General features: G+C 61.8%; 22 protein-coding genes. 12 read left to right on the top strand and 10 right to left on the bottom strand.

The genetic code is table 11. The annotated features are described in order from the left end of the window. Positions 1-189: 189 nt before the first annotated feature. From FHX03_RS07560 to FHX03_RS07570, 3 genes are read right to left on the bottom strand one after another with little or no spacing between them, the layout of a single operon-like run. Positions 190-1,014 (bottom strand): transglutaminase domain-containing protein, encoded by an 825-nt coding sequence (locus FHX03_RS07560; RefSeq protein ID WP_097626498.1) that lies wholly within the window; start codon positions 1,012-1,014, stop codon positions 190-192. A 12-nt stretch (positions 1,015-1,026) separates the two neighbouring features. Next, positions 1,027-1,968 (bottom strand): alpha-E domain-containing protein, encoded by a 942-nt coding sequence (locus FHX03_RS07565; protein ID WP_097626500.1) that lies wholly within the window; start codon positions 1,966-1,968, stop codon positions 1,027-1,029. Further along, a complete protein-coding gene (locus tag FHX03_RS07570) occupies positions 1,968-3,377 on the bottom strand; it encodes a circularly permuted type 2 ATP-grasp protein (RefSeq protein ID WP_097626502.1) in 1,410 nt (469 codons plus the stop codon). The genes FHX03_RS07565 and FHX03_RS07570 overlap by 1 nt, the downstream gene beginning before the upstream one ends. Positions 3,378-3,936: 559 nt before the next feature. Between FHX03_RS07570 and FHX03_RS07575 the strand changes: the two genes are divergently transcribed. After that, positions 3,937-4,836 carry a DMT family transporter gene (locus FHX03_RS07575; RefSeq protein ID WP_131711389.1) on the top strand — a complete coding sequence of 300 codons (900 nt, stop codon included), beginning with the start codon at positions 3,937-3,939 and terminating at the stop codon, positions 4,834-4,836. Between the two features lie 346 nt (positions 4,837-5,182). On the opposite strand, the gene FHX03_RS07580 is transcribed toward FHX03_RS07575, so the two are convergent. From FHX03_RS07580 to FHX03_RS07600, 5 genes are all read right to left on the bottom strand, one after another. Beyond that, positions 5,183-6,391, bottom strand: coding sequence for an MFS transporter (locus FHX03_RS07580; protein WP_097626506.1), 1,209 nt, complete (start codon positions 6,389-6,391; stop codon positions 5,183-5,185). A gap of 58 nt (positions 6,392-6,449) precedes the next feature. Then, entirely contained in the window at positions 6,450-7,439 is a 990-nt protein-coding gene (locus FHX03_RS07585) for an AraC family transcriptional regulator (protein ID WP_165503945.1), read from the bottom strand. A 202-nt stretch (positions 7,440-7,641) separates the two neighbouring features. Next, positions 7,642-9,330 carry a DEAD/DEAH box helicase gene (locus tag FHX03_RS07590; protein ID WP_097626508.1) on the bottom strand — a complete coding sequence of 563 codons (1,689 nt, stop codon included), beginning with the start codon at positions 9,328-9,330 and terminating at the stop codon, positions 7,642-7,644. 257 nt (positions 9,331-9,587) lie between these two features. Further along, complete coding sequence (locus FHX03_RS07595; RefSeq protein WP_183853152.1) at positions 9,588-10,691, bottom strand: DNA alkylation repair protein; 1,104 nt, start codon at positions 10,689-10,691, stop codon at positions 9,588-9,590. 20 nt (positions 10,692-10,711) lie between these two features. Further along, the gene (locus FHX03_RS07600) at positions 10,712-11,740 is read right to left on the bottom strand and encodes a LacI family DNA-binding transcriptional regulator (protein ID WP_097626510.1); all 1,029 of its coding nucleotides are present in this window, start codon (positions 11,738-11,740) and stop codon (positions 10,712-10,714) included. 162 nt (positions 11,741-11,902) lie between these two features. On the opposite strand from FHX03_RS07600, the gene FHX03_RS07605 reads away from it, so the two are divergent. Together FHX03_RS07605 and FHX03_RS07610 are read left to right on the top strand one after the other, a co-directional pair. Then, the gene (locus tag FHX03_RS07605; protein ID WP_165503944.1) at positions 11,903-12,850 is read left to right on the top strand and encodes a dihydrodipicolinate synthase family protein; all 948 of its coding nucleotides are present in this window, start codon (positions 11,903-11,905) and stop codon (positions 12,848-12,850) included. Between the two features lie 202 nt (positions 12,851-13,052). Next, positions 13,053-14,438, top strand: a complete 1,386-nt coding sequence (locus tag FHX03_RS07610; protein ID WP_183853154.1) for an MFS transporter — start codon at positions 13,053-13,055, stop codon at positions 14,436-14,438. A gap of 64 nt (positions 14,439-14,502) precedes the next feature. Here FHX03_RS07610 and FHX03_RS07615 read toward each other — a convergent pair whose 3' ends face one another. After that, entirely contained in the window at positions 14,503-14,802 is a 300-nt protein-coding gene (locus FHX03_RS07615; RefSeq protein WP_183853156.1) for a hypothetical protein, read from the bottom strand. A gap of 309 nt (positions 14,803-15,111) precedes the next feature. On the opposite strand from FHX03_RS07615, the gene FHX03_RS07620 reads away from it, so the two are divergent. Then, on the top strand, positions 15,112-18,495 hold the full coding sequence (locus FHX03_RS07620) for a response regulator (RefSeq protein ID WP_183853158.1): 3,384 nt from the start codon (positions 15,112-15,114) through the stop codon (positions 18,493-18,495). A 5-nt stretch (positions 18,496-18,500) separates the two neighbouring features. On the opposite strand, the gene mnmD is transcribed toward FHX03_RS07620, so the two are convergent. After that, positions 18,501-19,229 carry a tRNA (5-methylaminomethyl-2-thiouridine)(34)-methyltransferase MnmD gene (mnmD, locus tag FHX03_RS07625; protein WP_097626520.1) on the bottom strand — a complete coding sequence of 243 codons (729 nt, stop codon included), beginning with the start codon at positions 19,227-19,229 and terminating at the stop codon, positions 18,501-18,503. Here mnmD and FHX03_RS07630 point away from each other — a divergent pair. From FHX03_RS07630 to FHX03_RS07665, 8 genes are all read left to right on the top strand, one after another. Beyond that, positions 19,228-20,406 carry an NAD(P)/FAD-dependent oxidoreductase gene (locus FHX03_RS07630; RefSeq protein WP_183853160.1) on the top strand — a complete coding sequence of 393 codons (1,179 nt, stop codon included), beginning with the start codon at positions 19,228-19,230 and terminating at the stop codon, positions 20,404-20,406. The two genes, mnmD and FHX03_RS07630, sit on opposite strands and share 2 nt — an antisense overlap. Positions 20,407-20,520: 114 nt before the next feature. Beyond that, complete coding sequence (locus FHX03_RS07635) at positions 20,521-21,228, top strand: DUF1045 domain-containing protein (protein WP_183853161.1); 708 nt, start codon at positions 20,521-20,523, stop codon at positions 21,226-21,228. A gap of 113 nt (positions 21,229-21,341) precedes the next feature. After that, a complete protein-coding gene (gene puuE / locus FHX03_RS07640) occupies positions 21,342-22,265 on the top strand; it encodes an allantoinase PuuE (RefSeq protein WP_088938353.1) in 924 nt (307 codons plus the stop codon). After that, on the top strand, positions 22,265-22,765 hold the full coding sequence (gene uraD, locus FHX03_RS07645) for a 2-oxo-4-hydroxy-4-carboxy-5-ureidoimidazoline decarboxylase (RefSeq protein WP_097626528.1): 501 nt from the start codon (positions 22,265-22,267) through the stop codon (positions 22,763-22,765). The genes puuE and uraD overlap by 1 nt, the downstream gene beginning before the upstream one ends. Next, positions 22,762-23,124 (top strand): DUF86 domain-containing protein, encoded by a 363-nt coding sequence (locus tag FHX03_RS07650; RefSeq protein WP_003592892.1) that lies wholly within the window; start codon positions 22,762-22,764, stop codon positions 23,122-23,124. Before uraD ends, FHX03_RS07650 begins: the two co-directional genes overlap by 4 nt. Before the next feature lie 4 nt (positions 23,125-23,128). Then, positions 23,129-23,629 carry an ureidoglycolate lyase gene (locus FHX03_RS07655; protein ID WP_097626529.1) on the top strand — a complete coding sequence of 167 codons (501 nt, stop codon included), beginning with the start codon at positions 23,129-23,131 and terminating at the stop codon, positions 23,627-23,629. Further along, positions 23,626-23,982 carry a hydroxyisourate hydrolase gene (gene uraH / locus FHX03_RS07660; protein WP_097626531.1) on the top strand — a complete coding sequence of 119 codons (357 nt, stop codon included), beginning with the start codon at positions 23,626-23,628 and terminating at the stop codon, positions 23,980-23,982. The genes FHX03_RS07655 and uraH overlap by 4 nt, the downstream gene beginning before the upstream one ends. A gap of 2 nt (positions 23,983-23,984) precedes the next feature. After that, complete coding sequence (locus tag FHX03_RS07665) at positions 23,985-24,725, top strand: metallophosphoesterase family protein (protein ID WP_097626533.1); 741 nt, start codon at positions 23,985-23,987, stop codon at positions 24,723-24,725. Positions 24,726-24,743 lie beyond the last annotated feature (18 nt).

The raw sequence follows: 24,743 nt of genomic DNA on the forward strand, positions 1-24,743 counted from the left end.
GCCAATCCATCTGCAGGAGATCGCCGCCGCGCGATGGATAGGCCCAGCCATGGCCCTTCGAGGGGGAAAGGCCGGATGTCGCCAGCAGTTGAGCACATAGATATCAGCCCTGGAAGACCGTCGAAATCCGGTGCGCGCATGCAAGGGAGCCGAGATTTGGATCTCGCTCTTCCGAGCGGCCGATGCCGCTTAGCTCTGGCTCTGGCTTTGCATCTGGCCGCCATCCTCGACCTTCACGGTCACCGACAGCGTTTCACCCGGCGTGCCGATACGCATGCCCGAAATCGGGGCGGCGTCGCGGTAGCAGAGGCCGGAGGCAACGCGGACATAACGCGTATCCGGGCAGATCTCGTTGGCGGGATCGAAACCGACCCAACCGAGGCCGGGAATATGGGCTTCGGCCCAGGCATGGGTCGCCGCCTGCTCGACCTTTTCCTCCATCATCAGATAGCCCGAGACATAACGGGCCGGTACCTGCAGGGCGCGGGCGGCGGCAATGAAGATGTGGGCATGGTCCTGGCAGACGCCGCTCTTCCTTTCCAGCGCCTGTTCGGCCGTCGTCGCGGTGTTGCTGGTGCCGGGCTTATAGTCGACCGTCTCATGGATTGCTGCCATCAGCGCATGCATGCGGGCAAGTTCGTTATCGCCAGCGACCCCCTTGATCAGCTCCTTGACCAGCTTGCCGCCCTTGGTGAGCGGCGTTTCGCGCAGGAAGAGCCAAAGCGGGCAGAAGCCGGTATGCGGGCCGGTGACGCCGTTATTATCAGTCGTTTCGACCTCGCCTTCGGCGAAGATGCGCGTCAGGTGCTGTGCGCCTTCCAGCGAGACCAGGTTGACGTGATTGCCGTACTGGTCGTCATATTCCACCTCGGGCTTGGCGCCCTCGACGTTCAGCGACCAGCCGAGCACCTTCTGGGCGGCTGTTGTCGGCGGCGTCAGCCTGAGGCGCTGCAGCGAGAACTGCGCCGGTTCGTCGTAGCGGTATTCGGTGAGGTGGCTGATTTTCAGTCTCATGTTCTGATCCGCTTAAACGTAGAACCGGTAGCCGTCGGAAATTTCCGCGCCGAGCTGGTTGTTGCGCGAGACGAAATCCTCCAGGAACTCGTGCAGGCCCTGATCCATGATGTCGCGAATCGCCCGCGTCTGCAGCGTGGTGCGGATTGCATCGGCGGTATCGTGGGCAGGCAGCCGCGCCTCGTAATCCTGGGCGAGATAGCCGAGATTGCTGACGATCTTCTCGTAGCAATAGGCGAGCGAACGCGGCATCTGCACGTTCAGCGTCAGGAAGTCGGCGATGTTCATCGCCCGGTATTCGCCGTCATAGGCCCAGCTATAGGCACGGTGGGCGGAGACCGAGCGCAGGATCGATTCCCACTGGACGTTGTCGAGCGAGGAGCCGACGGCCGAGACCGAAGGCAGCAGCACGTAATATTTCACGTCGAGAATACGGCTGGTATTGTCTGCCCGCTCGATGAAGGTGCCGATGCGGGCGAAATTATAGAGTTCATTGCGCAGCGTCGAGCCATGGAAGGCGCCGCGGATGAGACCGGCGCGGCGCTTGATGGTGTCGATGACTTCAGGCATTTCGGCCGGCTTGACGCGCTTTTCGAGCAGCGACTTCAGGTCGATCCAGCATTCGTTGGTCGCTTCCCAGGTCTCTCGCGTCAGCGCAGTGCGCACCATACGGGCATTGTTGCGGCCGGACTCGATGCAGGACATGACGCTCGACGGGTTGGCGCGATCGCGCAGGAGATAGTCGATCGCATCGGCATTGGTCAGCTTCGTGTGGCCCTCGTCATAGGCTTCGCGAACGCCGGCACTTTGCAGCACGCCATCCCAGTTGTCGTCGCCGGCACTGCTGCGGGTCAGCGACATGCGCAGCCCGGCATCGACAAGGCGGGCGATATTTTCGGCGCGCTCGATGTACCGGAACATCCAGTAGAGGCCGTTTGCGGTTCTTCCGAGCATCAGTCCTCCAATACCCAGGTGTCTTTGGTGCCGCCGCCTTGGCTGGAATTGACCACCAGCGAGCCCTGCTTCAACGCCACGCGGGTGAGCCCGCCCGGAATGATCTGAACCTTGTCCGACACGAGCACATAGGGACGCAGGTCGACATGGCGCGGCGCAATGCCCTTGTTGACGAGGATTGGCACGGTGGAGAGCGACAGCGTCGGCTGGGCGATATAATTGTTCGGCTTGGCCTTCAGCTTCTCGGCAAAATCGGCGCGCTCCTTCTTCGAGGCCGTCGGTCCCACAAGCATGCCGTAGCCGCCGGAGCCGTGCACTTCCTTGACGACCAATTCCTCAAGATGCTCCAGCACGTATTTCAGGCTTGATGTCTCCGAACAGCGCCAGGTCGGCACGTTTTCGAGCAGCGCCTTGCTGCCGGTGTAGAATTCGACGATCTCCGGCATATAGGAATAGATCGCCTTGTCGTCGCAAATGCCGGTGCCGGGCGCGTTGGCGATGGTGATGTTGCCGGAGCGGTAGACATCCATGATGCCGGGAATGCCGAGTGCGGAATCGGCCCGGAAGGTCAGCGGATCGAGGAAATCGTCGTCGACGCGGCGGTAGAGCACGTCGATCGCCTCGTAACCGCGGGTCGTCCGCATCTTCACCTTGCCGTCGATGACGCGCAGATCCGAGCCTTCGACCAGTTCGACGCCCATCATGTCGGCGAGGAAGGAATGCTCGTAATAGGCCGAATTGTAGATGCCGGGGGTCAGCACCGCGACGCGCGGCTTGCCGCTGCAGCCGGGAGGGGCGAGCGAAGCAAGGCTCTGGCGCAAGAGATAGGGATAGTCTTCGACGCGCTGCACCTTGTTCTCATGGAAGAGTTCCGGGAACATTTGCATCATGGTTTCCCGGTTTTCCAGCATGTAGCTGACGCCGGAAGGCGTGCGGGCATTATCCTCCAGCACGTAGAACTGGTCCTCGCCGGTGCGCACGATGTCGGTGCCGACGATATGGGTGTAGACGCCGCCCGGCGGGCGGAAGCCGATCATCTCAGGGATGAAGGTGACGTTGTTCTCGATCAGCTCGCGCGGGACGCGGCCGGCGCGGATGATCTCCTGCTTGTGGTAGATATCGTCCAAGAAGGCGTTGAGCGCGATCACCCGCTGCTCGATGCCCTGGGCGAGCTTGCGCCATTCGCGGGCGGAGATGATGCGCGGGATGATGTCGAAGGGGATGAGCTTTTCGGAGCTATCGGCATGGCCGTAGACCGCGAAAGTGATGCCGGTCTTCCGGAAGATGTTTTCCGCATCGCGGGATTTGGCAATCAGATGCGACCGGTCTTGGCTGTTGTACCACTCAAAATATTTTTCATAAGGCGGGCGAGGACTTTCGTCCCCGGTAATCATTTCATCAAATGCCAAAGGTGCGTGCTCCCCTTTTTTGTTCATTTGAATACAACGCAAATTGCAATGCAAGAACCATGCGCAGTTCGAGGAAAAGATTTTGCGTTGCGGGAAACAGGGGAATCCGGGCGGTGGAAGCGAGGTGGCGGATGGCTGCTCCGCGAAGGCTGCGCAAAATTTGGGCAGGTGATGGTTTTTCGTTCGGCGAGTTTGTGGGAGCGCGGCCTTCCCACTTGCTCCCTCATTCCTGTGCTCGTCACAGGAATCTAGCCGACGCGCGTCGGCGCGGCGAATGACTTCTACGGTGAAGTGAGTCTCCTGCGCCCAAGGACTTGGGCGCGCTGGATCCCTGTGACGAGCACAGGGATGAGGGTGGGCGGGGGATGTGTCGGCGATCCTTCTTGGCCATGGCATGGCGTCGAGATGTCGATAGGCTCGTCCACCAAAAGTATCATCTTCAGCATGTCCGTCGTCCCACCATCAGCGAAATTTCAAATAAGCATCAACGCTTCGCCTTTGACTGTGACCGCCCGGTGCCGCTATCAGCACGGCGAACTCTTTTCTCCCGAGCAGCCTCATGTCCCTCGACCGCCTTGCCCCCGCTCTTTTCGTTCTGCTCTGGTCCACAGGCTGGGTGGTGGCGAAATATGCGGCGCTGCATTCCGAGCCCTTCACCTTTCTTTCGATACGCTACGGGCTGTCGGCTTTGGCATTCCTGGCGCTCTGCGTGGTGATGCGGGCGCAATGGCCGACAAGCCGGACGACCTGGCTGCGCGCCATCTATTCCGGCTTTTTCCTGCATGGTTTTTATCTCGCTGGCCTGTGGTGGGCGATCGCCAATGGCGTGCCGGCCGGCATATCGGGGATCATCGCGGCGCTGCAGCCGTTGTTGACGGCGATGGCGGCTCCCTTTCTGGTCGGCGAGCGGTTGCAGCAGAAGCAGAAGCTCGGCCTTGCCTTCGGCTTCATCGGCATTGCCATCGCCATTTCGCCGAAGCTCGTCGATCCGGCGACATCAGATCTCACGCATGCCGCCCTGCCGCTGGCGATCAACCTCATCGCCATGGGATCGGTCACCTACGGCACGCTCTATCAGAAGAAACACCTGCAATCCGGCGACCTCAGGACCATCGCGACGCTGCAATATGTCGGGGCGCTGATCCTCACCCTGCCGCTGTCGCTGATCTTCGAGCACCAGCATTTCGATGGTGCCGCACGGGCCTATGCCGCGCTCGCCTGGTCGGTCTTCGGCCTGTCGATGGGCGGTGTCGGGCTGCTGCTCTATCTCATCCGCCGGGGGCAGGTCTCGCGTGCGGCTTCGCTGATCTATCTGATGCCGCCGGCCGTCGCGCTCGAGGCCTTCATCGCCTTCGGGGAGCCACTGACCCTGCCGTTGATTGTGGGCACGGCGATCGTGGTCACGGGTGTCTACATGACAAACCGCAGGGTCGTTCAGCAGGTGCCCGCGAGCGTATAGGCCGCCGGCCGCGCCAAGGCCGCCGCCGGACGAGGAGCGTCTCTTCGTAGACGCAATCGGCGACGGCTACCGGTGCCGCTAAGAAAGTTTTCTTTCCCGACGACATTCCACTCTTGCCGCTAGAACAGGATGAGTTAAGGCCGGGTCGGCCTTAAATCTGAATCCTGTTCTAAATTAAAGAGTTAGAGCATGATGTCGCCCGAAAACCGCTCGCACTTTTCGGCAGCATGCTCTAGTCACCGAACCCCGGACGGAACGCATTGGAGGTCGCCGACGATTGCCGGTGACCTGTTATCCAGAGCATCTTCAGTTCGACTGTGCGTGATCCGCAGGTTGAAAGCAATGATCAGTTGCGGGGCTGCAGCAACGCCAAGGCAATCGTCGATGCAGCCAGGATCGCCGTCACAGTCAATGGTCCCACGGCGCCGTAGTGGTCGACGATATAGCCGCCAAAAACCGCGCCGATACTGATGGCCACCTGAAAAGAGACGACCATCAGGCTACCCGCCGCCTCCAGAGCGTCTGGGGCTGCGCGGGAAAGATTGGTCGGCAGCACGACCGGCGCCATTCCGAAGGCAAAGCCCCAAAGTGCGACGAGGGCGAACGCAATGCCGGTATGGGCGCCCCAAAGCACCAGAGCGAGCGCTGCAACCGTCATCAGCGCGGCGGTGACAGCGAGTGCCAGCCGGATACTGGCATCGGCCATTCGGCCACCGGCAACATTGCCGATCACGGAGGCGATGCCAAATCCGAGCAGTGCCAGGGCGATTGATCGGGTATCAAGGAGCGTTACCTGTTCGAGGAAAGGACGCACATAAACCGACCCGGCAAAATGCCCGGTCATCAGCAAAAGGATGGCAAGCATTCCCAGTTGAATGCCGCCCCGTCGTGTCAGCCGGAAAACATCAGCGATACTGTTGCTTGTGCTTGCAGGAAGCGTCGGCAAGCTGATCAGTTGCAGCAGCATGGCAAGCGCGGCAAGCCCGGCTGTCATCGCCATGGCGCTGCGCCATCCCAGCCAATCGCTGATCAAAGCACCCATTGATGGTGCAGCTATCGTGGCGAGCGAAACGCCGAGGGTGACGATAGCCATGCCCCGACCTGTCGCATTAGCGCCGACCAGCCTCGCCACGACGGCTACTGAAAGCGCCCAAAAGCCGCTCAGCGCGATGCCCAACCCGGCCCGGCCCACCAACAACAGCCAAAAATCAGTCGCCAATGATGCCAGAACATTGGAGCCGATCGCCAGCGCGCTGAGGCTGACCAGCACGGTTTTGCGGTTCAGTCGGCCGATGAGGACGTTGCTCAATAAGGCCGCCACGGCGCCGACAGAAGCGGTGGCGGTGACGACTTGTCCGGCCGTTCCCTCGGAAATGCCGAGATCGCGCGCCATCGGCGTCAACAGGCCCGCCGGCAGGAACTCAGCGGACACCAGCGCAAAGCTGGTGGCTGCCATCGAAACAACGGCAAACCAGGTCGCCGTGTTCCACGCGGATGGTTCATCCGTCTCCAGGCCAATTGCGATCCCGTCGAACTGTGATGTTGAGTCCGTCATTGAACTATCTCCTATGTTCGGAGATTTGATAGACGAAGTTTTCAGGATGATATGTGTCTTAAAATCCGAAATCTATATCCATTCGTCCGGAACTTGTGCGGCGCACAATCCCGGGTGAAACGTTGGTGACGCGTTTGAAGGCGCGCGCGAAAGACGCCTCGGACTCATAGCCCAGCCGGGAAGCAACTTCCGCGATCGACATGCCGCTTTGACCCAACAAATCGCGGGCAAGCTGCATACGCAGACGGACGAGGTAATGTGCCGCGCCTTCACCCAAGATAGCGCTGAAGCGTTCGGCGAAGATCGAGCGCGACTGGCCAGCCACACCAGCGAGGCTTTCGAGGGTCCAGTTATGGCCGGGGTCCCGGTGCATGGCCGCCAATACACGACCGATATGAGGATCCCGGATGGCGGCGAGCCAGCCGGTGGTCGAAGCTCCGCTGCAATTGACCCAGCAGCGGATAAGCCGCGCCGCGAGCAAGTCCGCCATTCGCGATAGCACGGTCGCGCTTCCCATTTGGGGCTGTGTCGCTTCCGCCGACATGGCGGCCAGAAGGGGGCCAACGATCGGGTCATTGCCGGCCACATCGCAGCCCTTGATGATTGGCGGCATCAGAGCGATCAAGGGGTGAAGCGCATGCGCGCCCAAAGCCATGGAACCACAGAAGAGGGTGCTATTCGCCCCCATTCCCTCCCGCACGACATCGCAGACATTGCTTCCCACCCTTGTTATCTGACAGCTTTTAAGCGAATCTCCTTCAACATCCGGCGCGCTGGCTAACCGATGTGCGATGCCTTGAGGCAGCAGAACCAGATCGCCATCGTTTAACTCCTGCCATCCTTCGACTTCGGTATGGATCCAGCACGGACCTTGGCTGACGAAGTGGAAACGAAGCAGCTGTTGTTGCGGAAAGGCGATGCTCCATGGATGCCTGAGCTCGCAGCGGCCATAGTTGACCCCGCTCAAGCGAAAGTCTTGCAGGACTTCGCTCAGGGCATCCATTGGGATAGTTGACGGCGACAACGGCCGGGACGGATGGTCAAGCATTTAGCCAATTTAGGTCTCAAGCGTCCGACATTCAAGCGGATGTGCCCGTCTCGATGTACGGGCGAAGGACCGGCTGGGCCCCGGACTGCCGTTGCGATGTTGCCACCACAAAGAGAGAAAGGCCGGAGCACCTGTCAGATGCTCCGGTCTCCCAACGTATAAGACCGGAGATATTCGGCCTTTCCTTTAAATCAATCGGCGCTCAGGCGCGTTCGCGACGTTGGCCACCGCCATTGCGGGAGCCGGAGCCGCCCCGGCCGTTGCCGCCATTGCCCTCGCGGCGCGGTTCGCCGCCCTGGGTCTGCTGCGGGCCGCGGTCTTCGCCATGCTTGCGGGCCGGGCGGCCGTGGGCGTGGCGGCCGTTGCCGCGGTGATGACCGCTCGGCTCGCCATTGGCATGATGGCTATTAGGACCGCCATGGGCAGGACGCTGCGGCTTTGCCGAGGGGCGGAAGTCGGAGGTCGAGACCAGGTCGTTGTCGGGGCCGAGATTGGGGGTGGCTTCGCCGCGGCGCTGGCCGCGGAAATCCTCGTTGCGGCTTGTGCGTTCGGGACGCGGGCGGCGCTCCTGGCGGCTGCCGCGATGCTCCGAGCGGTTCTGATCGCCACGGCCTTCGCCGCGACCCTGGCCTTCGCGACCCTGGCCGCCACCGCGATTGCGGTTGTTGCCATTGCCGTTGCCGCGGCGGGGGCCGGCGCTGCCGATATTGGCCGGCGCTTCGCCGCTTGCGACTGCGATGTCGATGCCCATCAGGCGCTCGATATCGCGCAACAGCTTGGCTTCGTCGGGGGCGCAGAAGGCGATCGCGATGCCGTCGCGGCCGGCGCGCGCCGTGCGGCCGATGCGATGGACATAGGCGTCGGGCACTTCGGGCAGGTCGTAGTTATAGACATGGCTGACGGCCGGGATGTCGATGCCGCGGGCGGCAACGTCGGTGGCGATCAGCGTCTTGATGCTGCCGTCGCGGAAGGCTTTCAGCGCCCGCTCGCGCTGGCCCTGGCTCTTGTTGCCGTGGATCGAGGCGACGGAATAGCCGATATTGTCGAGATGCTTCATCAGCTTCTCGGCGCCGTGCTTGGTGCGCAGGAAGACGATGGCGCGGCCATCGGGATTTTCGGTCAGCGACTTGCGCAGCAGTTCCGTCTTGTCGTTCTTGCCGGCGACGAAATGGACATACTGCTCGACCTTGTCGGCAGCCTTGCCGGGCGGAGTGACTTCGACCTTGACCGGATCGACGAGATATTCGCCGGCGAGATCGGCGATCGTCTTCGGCATGGTGGCCGAAAACAGCATGGTCTGGCGCTTTTTCGGCACCAGCTTGGCGATTTTGCGCAGATCGTGCACGAAGCCGAGATCAAGCATCTGATCGGCTTCGTCGAGCACGAGATAACGCACCGTGGTCAGGGTGATGGCGCGGCGATTGACGAGATCGAGCAGGCGGCCCGGCGTTGCGACCAGGACATCGGTGCCCTTTTCGAGCTGCAGCTGCTGCTTGTTGATCGAGACGCCGCCGACGACGACATTGACGCGCAGGTGCGACTTGCGGATGAACTTCTTCAGATTGTCGGCGATCTGGTTCACCAGTTCGCGGGTCGGCGCCAGGATCAGCGTCCGCGTCGTGCGGTTGTCGGGGCGGCGCTCGTCGGCAAGCAGCTTTTCGATGAGCGGCAGGCCGAAGGCGGCGGTCTTGCCGGTGCCGGTCTGGGCAAGGCCGATCAGGTCTCGGCCCTGGAGGAGAAGGGGGATGGCCTGTTCCTGGATCGGCGTCGGCGTTTCGATGCCGAGCTGGAACAAGGTGGCGACGATCGGCTTGGAGACACCAAGCGATTCAAAATTAGTCAAGGCATAACCTTTCGGGGCGCCACAACGACTATCGCCGGAGCGCACCATGCGATCCGGTTTCATTCTGGCGTCAAGAACCCCGCGTGAAGTGGGAACTTGTGAGTTGGAAAAAGCTTTCCAGCGCTTCTGGCCGCTCATGGGAGTGCGGCGCTCTATCGAAATGCGCTTTTGTCCCTTCTTCCTGCGTCCGTATTTTTTAGCAGGGGCACGCTCACGCGGCGGCCGGAAGGGTGAAAGCTGGGCTGCATTTGGGCTAGTTCGCGCGGAAAGTCAAGTGCAGTGCACAAGAAAGCCTCCGGTAGAACTTAGTCGGGCATCACGAGCAAGAAGCTTTGAGATGCGCTTTCCCAGCCGTTGACGAGGATGGCGATGCGGTGCTCGCCGGGGTAATAGCGCCGGGTGGTGATCGGCCGCAGGGCGTGGCGGCGCTCGATTGCGTGGCTTTGCCCGGGTGCGAGCATGATCGTCTTGCATTTGAAGATCTTGGGCGAGAGCGAGCCGTCGGCCTTCACGTGGTGGATGGCGTAGTCGATCATCAGCGATTGCGCGGTCTCGCCGGCATTGTTGACGTAGATTTCGAAATCCAACCCCTCGCCGAACGTGACCTCGCCGTTCAGGAGGCGTAGTTCGCATGTCAGCGCCGTAGCCGCCCCAAAGCCGAAATTGGCGAGCGCTTGCGCATGACCCTTCTTCAGGAGCGTGCGCGAAGCATGTTTCAGCATTCGGCGCCGCTCGGGCGACGCCCCCTCGATACTGCTGGCGATGAAGGCTGCGACCAGATCCGGGTGATCCTTGGCGATGTCGTTCAGACTGTTGGCAACGGAGCGGCGGACATAATCTTCCGGATCGTCGATCAGCGCGGTCAGGATCGGCAGGATCGGCGCGGGGTCTTTCACAGGTTGCGGCAGGCGCATGGCCCAAGGCAGGCGCGGCCGCGTTCCCTCGCTCGCCAGCCGGCGCACGTGCCGATCAGGGTCGCCGACCCAGCGGGAGATGATGGCGAGCGCGCGCTGCTGGTCGCGGTGGATGAATTGGCGGATACCGAATTCGGCGGTGAAATGCGGCGTCAGCGCCTTCAGCAGATCGAGGCCGAGATCGAAATGATCGGGGCCGCGGGCCGCGATGAACTGGTTGACCGGCAGCAGCATCCAGCCGGAAAGCCCGGGCCTGCCTGAGACAGGCAGGCTTGCCTTCAGGATGGCGGCGGCCTTGGTAAAATCATCGGGAAGCGTGGCAAACAGCGCGTCGCGGATCAGGGCCGAGCGCTCCATCAGCTCCAGCGCCCCGAGGCCATCGGTCGCCAGCGCCACGAAACGGCTCGTGTCGAAGGTGGGCGCATTAGCGGCGATGCGATCGGCCATGTCGGCGACCAGCGCCTGATGCAGCAGATTCTTGAGTGGTTCCGGCATGTTTATACCTCTCACGACCCCTAGCGTATCGGCGCTGTCGATTTCCTGGGAATGAGTGTTGGAGCCGAGATCCGAATACGGTCGTCAGCGAGACGGTCAGTACCCGCAAGAAGATCGAGGGCGTTTGAGGCAATTTGGTCGAGCGGCACCCGCAACGTCGTGAGCGGCGTGGGGAGGTGGCAGACGATCGGAATGTCGTTGTAACCGACGACCGAGATGTCCTGGGGCACGGAAAGGCCGAGTTTCGTCAGTCCCGACAAGGCTCCGATGGCGGTATTGTCGTTGACGGCGAAAACAGCGGTCGGGCGAGGAGTGAGAGTCATCAGTGTCTCGACAGCGAGAGCGCCCGATTCGATGCCGAATGTCGAGGGAACGATGTAGGAGGGATCTGTATTCAATCCAGCTTCTTCCAGAGCCTGCTTGAACCCTTCGACTCGGCCCCGAGCGCTGGAAGCATAGGATGGGCCGGCGATGATCCCAATTCTGCGATGGCCTAGATCGAGCAGATGGCGGGCCGCGAGATAACCGCCAAGCCTGTCGTCGCCAACCGAAGAGAGGCTGTGACCATCGGTTCGAAGAGCAAGGACATACGGGACGCCGCGTTTTGCCAACTCGTCCGGAAAGTCGTCGTCCTCCCGGGCCGTTGAAAGAATCAGTCCATCGACACCGCGTTTCAGAAGAGACTCGGCGGCCAGCCGATCTGCCTTCGGCTTGTCGTCGGTGGTGGCGACGATCGCGAAGCGGCCGGTACGACTACAGGCTTTGGCCAGGGCTTCGTAAAGCATGGCCATGACCGTGTCCGTCAGCCTGGGCACGATCACCCCGACCGTCATGGTGTTGCCGCGCCTGAGGCTTGCTGCAGAAACGTCCCTGACATACCCAAGCTCTTCGGCCACCCTGCGCACCCGACGCGCGGTCTCGCTGTCTGAGCGTGGAAGCCGTTCGTCAAGTAGGCGCGATACGGTCGACTTGGAGACGCCGGCTGCGGCAGCCACGTCGTGAATGTTGACGCGGATCTGGCCGGGAATTTCGTCTGCCTTTGAATTCATTGAGCCTTTTCCACTAGAGTCGGGCAATCCGCCCCCGTTTCCGAAGATGCACTAAAAAAGACATTGACTCCAGCAGTTTCGAGAACGATATTGGGAACGTTCCCGTTAACGATCCTATTGCCGGTCGCTGATGTACGCGATCGCATAGAGGAGGAGATCAAGATGCAACCCATGGACATGCGCGGGCTGAGCCCGGCCCCCGTAACCGCTTTCACCCGCGACGGCGAAGTCGATCACAAAGCCAACGCAAAAATCGCCAAATGGCTGGTTTCGATGGAAGGGGTCAAAAGCCTCGTCATTCTCGGCCATGCCGGCGAGGGTACTTTCCTCACGGAAGACGAGCGGCTGGCGCTCGTCCGCACCTATGTCGAAGCGGTTGACGGCGCCGTTCCGATCATTGCCGGGATTACCGGTGAAGGCACGAAGGTCGCCGCCGAAGAAGCCAGGAAGTGCAAGGCGGCTGGGGCCACCGGCGCGCTCGTCTATCCGAACCACGGTTGGCTGCGCTTCGGCTTTCAGAAGGGTGCGCCCCAGGATCGCTACAAGGCGGTCTGGCAGGAATCCGGCCTGCAGTGCATCCTGTTCCAATATCCCGATGCCACCAAAGCATCCTATGATCTCGACACGCAGCTGGCGATCGCCACCCAGGAAGGCGTCGTCGCCACCAAGAATGGCGTGCGCAACATGAAGCGCTGGTATGTCGAGATTCCGGAACTGAAGAGAGCCAATCCTGATCTGCAAGTTCTGAGCTGCCACGACGAATGGCTGTTGCCGACCATGTTCGACGTCGATGGCCTGCTCGTCGGTTACGGCAATATCGCGCCGGAACTGCTGATCGAGCTGATCAAATCAGGCAGGGCGCAGAACTACCCTGAAGCCCGTAAGATTTTCGAACGCCTTCTTCCGGTGACGCGAGCCGTCTATCATCGCGGCTCCCATATGGAGGGGACCGTCGCGCTCAAACTCGGTCTCGTCCATCGCGGCATCCTTGAGCATGCGACAATCCGCGAACCGCTGAAGAATCTTGGCGCAAAAGCCGAAGCGGAAATCTTTGCCGCCTTCGATGCCGCCGGTATCGGCCGCGTCGACCAGCTCCTGGCCGCCGAGTGATTCATTCGACGCTCCTGTGCATTGCGCAGGGGCGTCGCTTCGATGGGCAGGAGGCAGCGTGGGAGCACAGCCTTGGCCAAAGGTGGCTCGCCGTTCAAAGCGCAGCGCATCATCAGGACAAACCGGCACGCAAGAATAACCATCAAGCAGGAGCGCCCCTGGCCGGGAGAGTGGTAGGCCACGGGGCGAGAAGGAGGAACCAATGAATGTCATGCAGCCTATGCCGGCTGAGACGGCGAATGCCGCTGATCCTCAGGCCGAAATCAGCGCTCGTCTGGAGCGCCTTCCCATCACCCGCGAGGTATTCTGGGCGCGCAATATCGTCGGCGCGGCAACATTCTTCGACGGCTACACGGTCATCGCCATCGCTTATGCCATGCCCGTCCTCGTCCGCGAGTGGGGCCTGACACCCTCACAGACAGGCATGATCCTGTCGATGGGCTATCTGGGGCAGTTGATCGGTGCGATCCTGTTTGGCTGGCTTGCCGAGAAGGTCGGCCGGCTGAAAGTTCTTCTGTTCACGATCCTGCTCTTTGTCAGCATGGATGTCGCATGCCTGTTCGCTGCCGGGGCCGGCATGATGATGGCCTTTCGTTTCGTCCAGGGGATCGGCACCGGCGGCGAGGTTCCGGTCGCCAGCGCCTATATCAACGAGTTGATCGGGTCGAAGGGGCGCGGCAAGTTCTTCCTCCTCTATGAGGTCATGTTCCTGCTGGGCCTCGTCGGCGCCGGGCTGATCGGCTACTTCATGGTACCGGTTTACGGCTGGAAGGCGATGTTCATCGTCGGTCTCGTTCCCGCAATCATCATGATTCCTCTGCGCTGGTTCCTGAAGGAATCACCGCGTTGGCTGGCTGCCAACGGCCGCTATGGCGAAGCAAACGCTATCGTCACCCGCATGGAAGAGAGTGCCCGCGCAGCCGGCAAGGAACTGCCCGAGCCGAAGCTCATCCAGGCGCCGGTCCGCCGCAAGTCGGACTGGCGCGAGCTCTTCCAGGGCATTTACCTGAAGCGGACGCTTTCCATCTGGGCAATGTGGTTTACCGCCTATACGGTGGCCAACGGTACGATCACCTGGCTGCCGACCCTGTATCGACAGGTCTTCAATCTGCCGCTTCAAACCAGCATCTTCTATGGTTTCCTGACGTCGGTCGGCGGCGTGATTGCCGCCGTCATCTGCGCGCTGCTCATCGACAAAGTGGGACGCAAGCGCTGGTACACCGGTGCACTGCTTCTCGCTCCCGTGCCGCTGCTCGCTCTCGCATGGCTCGGCGCGACGTCTCCCATTCAGGTTTTGGTTCTTGCCGGTCTCGCTTATGCGATTGTCCAGACCGTTACATTCTCCCTGTACCTATACTCGGCAGAGATCTACCCAACGCGCCTCAGGGCACTGGGAACAGGAACCGGCAGCGCCTGGCTTCGCTTTGGATCATCGGCCGGTCCGATCCTCGTCGGCACGGTGATGTCTTCCATGGGCATCCAGTATGTCTTTGCGAGCTTCGCAGCCATTCTGATCGTCGGTGCGATCATCACGGTGTTGTTTGCGGTCGAAACCAAGGATCGCGTGCTGGAGGAGCTTTCTCCGTAACGATGCAAATGCGATGTCAGCAATTCGTTCTGGCGGGTGAGAACCCGCCAGAACGAGCTTTCATTTACTCCGGGCAGACTTTGACGCGGTAGGCTTCGCCCCAACGGTCGTAGCGCCATTCGAGGTGGCAATAGGACGGCCGGTAATAGGTCCGATAGACAGGGTAGGGGCGGTAATAGGGGTAGGCGGGATAGGCCGGGCGGGCGGCCTCGGACAACAGGGCGCCGCCGACGACGCCGGCGGCAAGGCCGCCCCAGAAGGCATCGCGTGGACGGGCATCGGCGGTGGTGGCGGTGGCGAGTGAGGCGCCGGCAAGGGTCAGCGCGATCAGGCCCGTCGCCATGGTCTTATGAAGAACGGACATGCTATTTTCCTTGATCTAGACTGGCTTCCATAAAGCCGTGTTCAGACTCCGCCCGGATCGCGGCGGCGCGATGGCCGTGCAAGCGGCTCCCGCATTAAATTTTCGTCATGATTTCAACGAAAGTCGGCGCGAAAAGGGAATGTGCGGACGGTAAGGATTGCAAGTCCGGGTGCACATGTACGGCGGCTTAGCTTGATGAGCCGACTTGTAAAAACACTCTGCTGAAATTTATGGTTAAAACCTTGTTAAAAGCCTTGGCGTTATAATCTTTGTAGTTGATATTTCATTCATTGCGGGAGCGACAATTTCTTGAAATCAGCCGGGGACATACTGGAATTGGCTTGCCGCCGGATCGCCGATCTGGACACCCCGGCCTATGTCAAGAACAGCGAACTGCGCTATGTCGCCGTCAACGAGGCCTATGCCGATTTCCTCAGCCGTGAAATTTCCGATTTCATCGGCAGGCGCAGCCGCGAGCTGTTCGACCGTCCCGAGGAAGAGGAGCGCGAGGATAGGGAGCGCCGCGCGCTGGTGTTCGGCACCGAGGAAAACGCCATCTGTTTCGATGCCGCGGGTCTCGGCCACGAGCGCGTCCAGATCGAAAGTTTTTCGCCGTCGCCGGAGCGGGCCTATGTGCTCGGCATTTTCGAAGGGCGCGAAGCGCCGCGGCGCGCGGTGAACGATAGAGGGGCTGCCGGCAACCCCGGCGCTGCAGCGGATTTTGCCCGTGTGCGCGAGGCGCTGGAAAAGCTCGACCATCCGATCGGCATCTTTGCCGAGGACGGACGCCCGCTGGTCGTCAACGCCGCCTACCGCAACGGCGCAAAGCCGGCTGCTGCCGGCGATACGGGCTGGCACGAGAGCGTCAACGAACGCGATCTGCTGCGCACCATCATGGAGGACCTGCCGGTCGCGGTTTTCGTGCGCGACGACAAACATCGCCTCGTCTATGCCAATCAATATTACGAGAGCTTCAGCGGCTATGAACGCTCTCAGGTGTTGGGGATGACCGAGCACGAGATGTTCGGGCCGGAGGGTGGAGAGGCGATCTACCAGGAAAACCGGCTGGCGCTGGAAGATGGGCTGTCGAAGGAGATCGAAAGCCAGATGCCGGGTAGGGATGGCCGCATTCATCCGCTCATCTCGCGGGTCAACCGCGTCGTGACGGCGGATGGGCGCACCTATGTCGTCGGCTCCTTTTCCGATATCGCGCCGCTTAAGGAGCGGGAGACGGCGCTGATCGAGGCGAAGAAGCAGGAGGAGGCGCTGCATCGGGATATCGAGAACATCCTGCGCTCGCTGCCGATCGGCGTGCTTATCCTCGATAACGACCACCGGATTCTCTCCGCCAACGACGAATTTTACAGCATCTGGGAGCTGCCGCTCGACGATCCCTTCGACGGCCGTCATTTCGTCGATGTCATCCGCCGCAATAACGAGCTCGGCCGCTACGACGGCACGCAGACGGCGGAAGAGATCTACGCCTTCCGCAAGCACCTGTTCGAGACCGATGAACCGGAACCGATCGAGCTCGGTTGGGCGGGCGGAAAATCCGTCATCTTCGACAGCCGGCGCATCTCCAACGACCGGATCCTGCTAACCTACGCCGATATTTCGGCTGTGCGCGAGCGGGAAAAGGAAATTCACGAGACGCGCGCTGCGTTGGAGCGGGTCGGCGAAATGATGCGTGATGCCACGCATGCGATGTCGCAGGGGCTTGCCATCGTCCAGGACGGCATCATCAAAATGTCCAACGAGGCAATGGCCGATATCCTGCAGATTCCGGCTTCCTACATCGAGGCCGGGCAAGGCTGGCTCGGCATGTTCGAATTCTGCGCGGCGCGCGGCGATTTCCACGATGCGGCGGACGAGATCCTGCAGGAGTGGCGCGCCAATATCGCCGCGAGGCAGCCGATCTCCACCGTTTTCCATGTCGGCAGCGAGCGCTGGGTGAACATGGATGCGATGGTCAGCGAGGGACAGCATTGGGTAGCGCTGTTCACCGATGTCACGGATCTGAAGAGTCGTGAGGAGGAACTGCGCCAGCTCTTGTCGCGCGCCGAAGCCGCCGACCGCGCCAAATCCGAATTCCTCGCCAATATGAGTCACGAGATCCGCACGCCGATGAACGGCGTGCTGGGGATGGCGGAGCTGCTGGCCAAGACCAATCTCGATACACGCCAGAAGACGTTCGTCGACATCATCGTCAAGTCAGGCAATGCGCTGCTGACGATCATCAACGACATCCTCGACTTCTCGAAGATCGACGCCGGGCAGATGAAACTGCGCAGAGCCGCCTTCGACATCACCGAAGCGGTGGAGGATGTGGCCACGCTCCTCTCCTCGCATGCCGCCGAGAAGAACATCGAACTGCTGGTGCGGGCGTCTCCCGATCTGCCCGCCGCCGTGATCGGCGATGCCGGCCGTTTCCGCCAGATCGTCACCAATCTCGTCGGCAACGCGGTCAAATTCACCGAGCGCGGCCATGTCTTCGTCGATGTCGGGTTCCAGGCGGCCGGGGGCGGCGAGATCATGGCGAGCATCCGCATCGAGGATACGGGTATCGGCATTCCGGCCGAAAAGCTCGAATCGGTCTTCGACAAATTCTCGCAGGTTGACGCTTCCTCGACCCGGCGGCATGAGGGAACGGGTCTCGGGCTTGCGATCACCGCCGGCCTCGTCGATCTCTTCGGCGGTTATCTCAATGTCGAGAGCGAATGGGGCAAGGGCTCGGTCTTCACCGTCAACCTGCCGTTTGCGGTGGCGGCCGCCCGGCTCGAGCCGAAACCGCTGCCGATCAACGTGCAGGGTGCGCGCATCCTTGTTGTCGACGACAATGACGTCAACCGGCGGATCCTGACCGAGCAGCTGTCGCTTTGGGGCTTCGACGGCGTGGCGGCCGAAGGCGGCGGCACCGGTCTGGCGATCCTGGAGGCGGCTGCCGATCTCGGCATCACCGTCGATGCCGTTGTGCTCGACTATCACATGCCCGATATGAACGGCGCCGATGTTGCGCGCCGGCTGCGCGCCGATCGCCGCTTCGTCGAGCTGCCGATCATCTTCCTCACATCGATGGATATTTCAGGCACGGAAAAGGAATTCGCGGCGCTGAACGGCCACGCGCATCTGATGAAGCCGGCGCGCGCCAACGTGCTGCGCAACACCGTCGTCGAAGTGGTGCGCGCCAGCCGCGTCAAGCAGGCTTCAGAGGCCGAGATCGCCCGGCTGCAGGCGCAGGCGGCCGCGCCTGTCCCGCCGCCTGCACCGGCACCGCCGCAGCGGGCCGCCGAATTCGTCGATGTGCTCGTCGCCGAGGACAACGAAGTCAACCAGATCGTCTTCACGCAGATTCTGCAGGGAACCGGCCTCTCCTTCCTGGTCGTCGACAATGGCGAGGAGGCGGTCGCCGCCTGGGAGCGGCATACGCCGCGGATTATCATGATGGACGTGTCGATGCCGGTTATGAACGGCCATCAGGCGACCCAGACGATCCGCGAAAGGGAAAAGGGGCAGGGCCACCGGGTGCCGATCATCGGCGTCACTGCCCATGCACTCGAAAGCGATCGCGAGCTCTGCCTCGATGCCGGCATGGACGACTATATGTCGAAGCCGATCAGCCCCGAACTGCTGGAAGAGAAGATCCGGCAATGGCTCGGCAAGGACGAGGAGCAGCCGGGGCGTACCAGCTACTGATCTGCTTACTTGCCGGATGCCTTGATGCCACAAAGCATTTCGCGTTTGCCGGCGAAGCCTTGGCGGCGCTCGACGGAAAAACCTGCGGCGATGAGATTTCGGCGCACGAAACCGGCGGCCGCATAGGTGGCGAAGGTGCCGCCGGGTGCCGCTTTCTCACAGACCAGCCGCATCAGTTCCTCCGACCACATGTCGCCGTTGCGCGACGGGGCGAAGCCGTCGAGATACCAGGCGTCGAAGCCGGGCTTTGCGGCCGCGACGCCTTCGAGTGCTGCGCCGCAGACGACGCTGAGCCTCGTCTGCTCGTCGAGGTCGAGCGAGACCGTATCGGCAGGCGTTTCCGGCCAGGACGCCGTCAGCGCCTGGCGTTCGGCATCGATCTCCGGCCAGTGCGACAGCGCCCGGCCGATCTCCTCGCCGCGCATCGGGTGGAGTTCGAAGGAGATGAAATGCAGATGCTGGCCGGCTGCGCGATGCTGCGTCCATTGCCGCCAGGTCTCGGCGAAGTTCAGGCCGGTGCCGAAGCCGAGTTCGCCGATCACGAACGTCCGTCGCCCGTTCCAGCGCTCCGGCAGCCCGTTGCCGGCGAGGAAGACATGGCCGCATTCCAGCCGACCGTCCGTCTGGCAATAAAAATGATCGCCAAAGGCGGTGGAATAAGGCATATCGCCGTCGCGCCATTCGAGCGGCTGCGGCGCGCCCGCGCCAATCTGATCGGGGTTCACGTCTGTCATGGAAAAAGCCGATAATCCTCGGCCGGTCTCAGGTCAATCATCCTGCGAATTGCTGATCGTCGGCGGCGGCATCATGGGTCTCTGGGCAGCCGTTCATGCCGCACGCCGCGGCATCGATACGATCGTCGCCGACGCCGGCAGGTTGGGCGGGGGCGCAAGCGGCGGCCTGCTCGGCGCGCTGATGCCGCATATGCCGGATCGGTGGTCTGAGAAGAAGCAGTTCCAATTCGATGCGCTGGTCTCGCTCGAGGCCGAGATCGCGACGCTCGAAGCGATGACGGGGCTTTCGGCGGGCTATCGCCGTTCGGGACGGCTGATCCCGCTGCCGAAGCCGCATCTCGAAAAAATCGCGCGCCGCCATTGCGAGGATGCCGAGCGCCATTGGCAGTCCGGCGCGCGCCGTTTCCACTGGCATGTGCTCGACGGCCCGCCAGTCGGCGGCTGGATCGAGGCCTCTGCCGGCGAAAGCGGCTTCGTGCACGACACGCTCGCCGCCCGCGTTGCGCCCCGCTCGCTGATCGCGGCACTTGTCACCTTGCTGCGGCGGGCCAAACATGTACGCATTCTGGAGCATGCAACGGTTGCCGGCCTTGATCCGGATCGCGGCGTGGCTGAGATAGGCGGCGAAACTATCGCTTTCCGTCACTGCATCCTGGCCGCTGGCCATCAATCCTTTCCGTTGCTGCAGGGCCTGACGCCGGGGCTGAAACAGCCGCTCGGCCAGCCGGTCAAGGGACAGGCGGCGCTGCTGAAAGCCGATCTCGACCCGGCGCTGCCGACGATCTTTCTCGACGGGCTCTATGTCGTGGCGCATGAGGGCGGTTATGCGGCGATCGGCAGTACCAGCGAGAATCGTTTCGACGATCCCACTTCGACCGATGGCCAACTCGACGCGCTGATCGGCGCGGCGCGGGAGATTGTGCCGGCACTCCACGACGCTGCCGTCGTCGAACGCTGGGCCGGGCTTCGTCCGAAGGCGGTCGACCGCGATCCGATGATCGGCCGCCATCCCGAGCACTCGCGCCTCATCGCGCTGACCGGCGGTTTCAAGGTCAGCTTCGGCCTGGCCCACCGGCTGGCGGAAGCGGCGATATGTATCGCAGGCGATAGAGACTGCGGATTTTCGCTTCCGGAAAGCTTCGATATTTCAAGCCATATCGCTGCGGCTTCACGTTAAACGTGAATTCGGCGCCGCTTCGTTTCGTTATTCTGTCATGCAAATCACCTATCTGCTTGCGCATCGACAGCGCCTGAGATCACTGGCGCTCCTTTTCCTGATGGAGGAAATCGCATGCGCTATGCCATTTGCTTCACGCCCCCGGCGAGCGACCCGCTATCGCTTATGGCCGCCCATTGGCTTGGCCGAAACGTGTTTTCAGGTGAGATGCTGGAGCCTCCGGCGGTGCGCGGCTTCGGCATTCATGAGATTGCCTTCCATACGGCCGTGCCGCGGCGCTATGGTTTTCATGGCCTTTTGAAAGCACCGTTCCACCTGTGCCCGGAACTGTCCGAATCGCAACTCCTGCGCGACCTCATGCGTTTTTCCGGGACTGTCCTTCCCTTCCAGATTCCGCGCCTCGAAGTCGCCCGGCTCGGCAATTTCTACAGCCTGCTGCCGAGTGTTCCCTGCGAGCGGATTCAATATCTCGCTTCGGCGATCGTGCAGGAATTCGACCGTTTCCGCGCGCCGCTGAGCGAGGCCGACATCGAACGCAGCGATCCGGATGGCTTGTCGGCCGCGCAGTTCTCAAACCTGCATCGCTGGGGCAATCCTTACGTGATGGAGGAATTCCGCTTCCATATGCCGGTGACAGGCCCGGTCAACGCGATCGACATGCCGCGCATCGAGCCAGCGCTGCGGATGATTTTCGAGCCTGTGCTCAGCGAACCGGTCCTGGTTTCGAACGTGGCGCTGATGATCGAAGAGGGCACCGGCGGTCCTTTCCGCGTTCATTCTCTGCACCCGATGGGCAAGGTCAGCGCGCGCAAGATCGCCTGACAAGAGATAAGCTAACATATTGCGCAGAAAGGATAAAAATCCGCTGCGCAGTTTCCGTCTCGACATTCCGGCTGCGGATGCTACCGTTCTTCGTCTTTTCAGAAGGTGATTTGATGGTATCCGAGACTTATCCGCGCAATCTCGTCGGCTACGGGCGTCAGACGCCCGATCCGAAATGGCCTGAAGAGGCACACGTCGCCGTGCAGTTCGTCATCAATTACGAGGAGGGCGGCGAAAGCTCGATCCTCGACGGCGATCCGGCGTCCGAAAACCTGCTGTCGGAGATCGTCGGCGCGGCGGCCTGGCCTGGGCAGCGCAATCTCAACATGGAATCGATCTACGAATATGGTTCGCGCGCCGGTTTCTGGCGGCTCTGGCGGATGTTCACCGATCTCAAGGTGCAAGCGACCGTCTACGGCGTGACGCTGGCGATGGCGCGCAACCCCGAGGCCGTCGCGGCGATGAAGGAAGCCGGCTGGGAGATCGCCAGCCACGGTTACCGCTGGCTGGAATATAAGGATTTTCCGGAAGACTTGGAGCGCAAGCATATCCTCGAAGCCGTGCGCCTGCACACCGAACTCACCGGCGAGCGGCCCTACGGCATGTATCAGGGCAAGCCCTCCGACAATACGCTGCGGCTGGTGCAGGAGGAGGGCGGCTTCCTCTATTCCTCCGATTCCTATGCCGACGACCTGCCTTTCTGGGTGAAGGGCGTCGACGGGAAACCTTTCCTGATCATTCCCTACACACTCGAAACCAACGACATGCGTTTCGCGACGCCGCAGGGCTTCAACACCGGCGATCAGTTCTTCACCTATCTCAAGGATGCCTTCGATACGCTTTATGAGGAAGGCAAGGCGGGCAGCCCGAAGATGATGTCGGTCGGCCTGCATTGCCGTCTCGTCGGGCGCCCCGGCCGGGCGGCGGCGCTGAAGCGCTTCATCGAATATGTGCTGAAGCACGACAAGGTCTGGATTCCGCGCCGCATCGAGATCGCCGAGCATTGGCACAAGCATCATCAGCCGGACGCGATCTGATGCTGTCGCGCGAGGATTTCGTTTTCCGCTTCGGCGGCGTCTTCGAACATTCGCCTTTCATCGCCGAGCGTGCCTATGACGCCGGCGGCCTGACCGAGCCGCTGACGGCATCAGGCGTGCATGCGGCGCTTGCGGCCGTCTTCCGCGCCGCAAGCCCGGAGGAACGTCTCGGCGTGCTCCGCGCCCACCCCGATCTTGCCGGGCGTCTTGCCATATCCGGCGAACTTACCGAAGACAGCCGCAAGGAGCAGTCCGGCGCCGGTCTCGACCGCCTGAGCCCTGCCGAACACGCCCGCTTCACCGAACTCAATTCGGCCTATGTCGAAAAATATGGCTTTCCCTTCATCATCGCCGTCAAAGGACTCGGCAAGGAGGATATTCTGGAAGCTTTTGAAACACGGATCGGCAACGGCCGGGACGAAGAATTTGCGACCGCGACTGCGCAGGTCGAAAAGATCGCGCTGCTGCGTCTGACCTCGATGCTGCCGGAGGCGGAATGAAGGAGAGGCGTGCCATCGACTATCTCAATGACATGCAAAAGGCGGCATCCGAAGCGCTGTCCTTCATCGGCGGAATGGATGAGGCGGCTTTCGCCGAGGATCAGCTCACTTTCAAGGCCGTTGCCTTCTGCCACTTCACCATCGGTGCCGCGGCATCCCGTCTGCTGGTGACGCATCCGGAATTTGCCACCGAGCATCCCGGCCTGCCGTGGACAAAGATCTGCGGCACGGGCAATCGCATCCTCGACGATGTCTTCGATCTCGATCCTTCGGACATCTGGGAGGCGACCTATCGGACGCTGCCGGAGCTTCTTCGCGAGATCGATGCCGTCCGCAACTGGCATGCCCAAGGTGAGTGAGGCCATGCCCGAATTTCTCGACATTTGCCCGCTCACCAGCGCTGCCTTCGCTGCCTTCGGCGAAGTCATCGAAGCCGATCCGGCCTCGATGCGGCTCATCAATGGTGGCACGACCGAACGGTTTCACGCGCTGGCTGTGGCGGAGGCGGCGGGCGAGGGCGCGCGCGTCATCATCAATCTGTTTCGCGGCCAGCCGCGCAGTTTCCCCTATGATGTCGATATGATGGAGCGTCATCCTTTCGGCAGCCAGAGTTTCTCGCCGGTTTCCGGCCGTCCTTTTCTGGTCGTCGTCGCCGAGGACGAGAGCGGACGCCCGGGCAGGCCGCAGGTGTTTTACGCGCGGGGGGACCAGGGTGTGAACTACCGCCGCAATGTCTGGCATCATCCGCTGATGGCGCTTGGCCAAGTCTCCGATTTCCTGGTCGTCGATCGCGAGGGGCCAGGCAACAATCTGGAGGAATTCTTCTTCGAAACCCCCTTCGTCATCAGAGAGCCAGCCCCATGACCGGACTGACCACGCATGTTCTCGATACCGCCTTGGGCAAGCCAGCCGAGCGGCTCAGGATCGATCTTTTCCAGCTCGATGGCGAAATCCGCAGGCATCTGAAGACGGTCGAGACCAATGCCGATGGCCGGGTCGACGGCGGCCCCATCCTTGCCGGCGAAAATTTCCGGGCCGGCACCTATGAACTGGTCTTCCACGCCGGTGATTATCTGAGGGGGAGCGGCACGCCGCTGCCGCATCCGGCTTTCCTCGATCTTGTACCGATCCGTTTCGGCATCGCCGATATCACGGCGCACTACCATGTGCCGCTGCTGATCTCGCCCTACGGCTATTCCACCTATCGAGGCAGTTAATTATGAAATTCGCCGCGATCGCCGACATTCACGGCAACCATCTGGCGCTTGAAGCCGTGCTTTCGGATATTCGCGCTGAAGGTATCGAGGAGATCGTCAACCTCGGCGATTTCTTCAGCGGTCCGCTCGATGCCGGCCGGACGGCGGAGTTGCTGATGCCGCTTGGCCTGACCTCGGTCTGCGGCAATCATGACCGCTACCTGATCGAGCAGGATCCGGCGACGATGCATGTTTCGGATGCCTCAGCCTATCGGCAGCTGACGCCGGCCCATCTCGACTGGATCCGCGGCCTGCCGTTCGACACGGTCTATCGCGGCGAGGCCTATCTCTGCCATGCGACCCCAAAGAACGACAATCTCTATTGGCTGGAATCGGTCTCGCCCGAAGGATTGGTCTTCCTGAAGCCGATCGAGGCGATCGAGGCGCTGGCTGAGGGTATCGACCTGCCGCTGATCCTCTGCGGCCACAGCCATCTTCCCCGCGCCGTCCGGCTCTCCGACGGCCGCCTGATCGTCAATCCTGGCAGCGTCGGCTGCCCCGCCTATGACGATGTGCTGCCTTACTACCACAAGGTCGAGGCCGGCCACCCGCTGGCGAGCTACGCTATTCTGGAAAAGACGGCGGCCGGATGGATATGGCAGTTTCGAACCGTTGCCTACGACCATGTGGCGATGTCGGCACTGGCCGGCGAAAGGGGCCGTGCCGACTGGGCGAGTGCCTTGGCGGCGGGCTGGGTGAGATAGCCAAGACCCGCCTGCGCT

It is taken from the genome of Rhizobium sp. BK456, assembly GCF_014194045.1.
Taxonomy (GTDB): Bacteria; Pseudomonadota; Alphaproteobacteria; order Rhizobiales; family Rhizobiaceae; genus Rhizobium; species Rhizobium redzepovicii.

Bases quoted from the DNA above. Each gene is read 5' to 3' on its own strand.
- FHX03_RS07560 (WP_097626498.1), bottom strand. From the start codon at position 1,014: ATGAGACTGAAAATCAGCCACCTCACCGAATACCGCTACGACGAACCG.
- FHX03_RS07565 (WP_097626500.1), bottom strand. From the start codon at position 1,968: ATGCTCGGAAGAACCGCAAACGGCCTCTACTGGATGTTCCGGTACATC.
- FHX03_RS07575 (WP_131711389.1), top strand. From the start codon at position 3,937: ATGTCCCTCGACCGCCTTGCCCCCGCTCTTTTCGTTCTGCTCTGGTCC.
- FHX03_RS07580 (WP_097626506.1), bottom strand. From the start codon at position 6,391: ATGACGGACTCAACATCACAGTTCGACGGGATCGCAATTGGCCTGGAG.
- FHX03_RS07585 (WP_165503945.1), bottom strand. From the start codon at position 7,439: ATGCTTGACCATCCGTCCCGGCCGTTGTCGCCGTCAACTATCCCAATG.
- FHX03_RS07590 (WP_097626508.1), bottom strand. From the start codon at position 9,330: ATGGTGCGCTCCGGCGATAGTCGTTGTGGCGCCCCGAAAGGTTATGCC.
- FHX03_RS07595 (WP_183853152.1), bottom strand. From the start codon at position 10,691: ATGCCGGAACCACTCAAGAATCTGCTGCATCAGGCGCTGGTCGCCGAC.
- FHX03_RS07600 (WP_097626510.1), bottom strand. From the start codon at position 11,740: ATGAATTCAAAGGCAGACGAAATTCCCGGCCAGATCCGCGTCAACATT.
- FHX03_RS07605 (WP_165503944.1), top strand. From the start codon at position 11,903: ATGCAACCCATGGACATGCGCGGGCTGAGCCCGGCCCCCGTAACCGCT.
- FHX03_RS07610 (WP_183853154.1), top strand. From the start codon at position 13,053: ATGAATGTCATGCAGCCTATGCCGGCTGAGACGGCGAATGCCGCTGAT.
- FHX03_RS07615 (WP_183853156.1), bottom strand. From the start codon at position 14,802: ATGTCCGTTCTTCATAAGACCATGGCGACGGGCCTGATCGCGCTGACC.
- FHX03_RS07630 (WP_183853160.1), top strand. From the start codon at position 19,228: ATGGAAAAAGCCGATAATCCTCGGCCGGTCTCAGGTCAATCATCCTGC.
- mnmD (WP_097626520.1), bottom strand. From the start codon at position 19,229: ATGACAGACGTGAACCCCGATCAGATTGGCGCGGGCGCGCCGCAGCCG.
- FHX03_RS07635 (WP_183853161.1), top strand. From the start codon at position 20,521: ATGCGCTATGCCATTTGCTTCACGCCCCCGGCGAGCGACCCGCTATCG.
- puuE (WP_088938353.1), top strand. From the start codon at position 21,342: ATGGTATCCGAGACTTATCCGCGCAATCTCGTCGGCTACGGGCGTCAG.
- uraD (WP_097626528.1), top strand. From the start codon at position 22,265: ATGCTGTCGCGCGAGGATTTCGTTTTCCGCTTCGGCGGCGTCTTCGAA.
- FHX03_RS07650 (WP_003592892.1), top strand. From the start codon at position 22,762: ATGAAGGAGAGGCGTGCCATCGACTATCTCAATGACATGCAAAAGGCG.
- FHX03_RS07655 (WP_097626529.1), top strand. From the start codon at position 23,129: ATGCCCGAATTTCTCGACATTTGCCCGCTCACCAGCGCTGCCTTCGCT.
- uraH (WP_097626531.1), top strand. From the start codon at position 23,626: ATGACCGGACTGACCACGCATGTTCTCGATACCGCCTTGGGCAAGCCA.
- FHX03_RS07665 (WP_097626533.1), top strand. From the start codon at position 23,985: ATGAAATTCGCCGCGATCGCCGACATTCACGGCAACCATCTGGCGCTT.